2 protein-coding genes are annotated in these 790 nt (G+C 57.1%); both read right to left on the bottom strand.

The annotated features are described in order from the left end of the window. Positions 1-319, bottom strand: a 319-nt coding sequence (locus GCL84_RS00510; RefSeq protein ID WP_088569002.1) for a head-tail joining protein, incomplete at its 3' end; no start/stop codon positions are given. A gap of 11 nt (positions 320-330) precedes the next feature. Next, a partial coding sequence (locus GCL84_RS00505; RefSeq protein WP_439957730.1) for a DNA-packaging protein FI occupies positions 331-790 on the bottom strand: 460 nt, incomplete at its 5' end.

The raw sequence follows: 790 nt of genomic DNA, 5'->3' as shown, positions 1-790 counted from the left end.
GTCCAAGCCAGAGATGACAACTTCCGCCATCATCCGGCGAAACCCGATCTACCCAGAAATTTTCCTCACCGATGGTCAGCGTGTCTCCACGCCGCAGCTGCCGCACCTCATCAGTCCGGACAAACAGGGACGGGCTGGAGCCTTCAACGCGCACGCCCTGTCCGGCATAGCTGATATTTTCAGGGTCATCAAAAACACCACGTATCACCGCACCTGACTGCTCACCGGATGTAATGGTGGCTGACGTTCCCATGTACCCGCGTATCGTTTCATCGGCGCGGGCAATGGCAGCATCGAACAGGTTATCGAAATCAGCCACAGCGCCTCCCGTTATTGCATTCTGGCCAGGCCGCGCTCTGTCATTTCGGCTGCCACACCGGCAGAGACACGAAACGCCGTTCCCGGCAGCACAAATGCCACAGGTTCATCCCGCGTGGCGTGAAGTGCATCAGTATGCAGCTTCACCAGTGCCACGACCGTGACCAGTTCAGACGTATCCAGAATCACGGTATCCGGCTGCGCTGATCCCACCTCATTTTCATGTCCGGTCAGCACATTTTCCCGGCTGAGAGGGGTGTCCTGACCGGCAGTTTCATCCGTGTCATCAAGCTCCTCTTTCAGCTCTGCCACACGGAGCGCCAGTTCTTCTTTCGTCCCCGTCAGGCTGACATCACGGTTCAGTTGTTCACCCAGCGAGCGGAGACGGGCAATCAGTTCATCTTTCGTCATGGACTCCTCCACAGAGAAACAATGGCCCCGAAGGGCCATGATTACGCCAGTTGTACGGACA

The organism is Actinokineospora pegani (assembly GCF_009745975.1).
In the GTDB taxonomy this organism is placed as follows: domain Bacteria; phylum Actinomycetota; class Actinomycetes; order Mycobacteriales; family Pseudonocardiaceae; genus Actinokineospora; species Actinokineospora pegani.
This window is presented reverse-complemented; position numbering and strand designations above follow the sequence as displayed.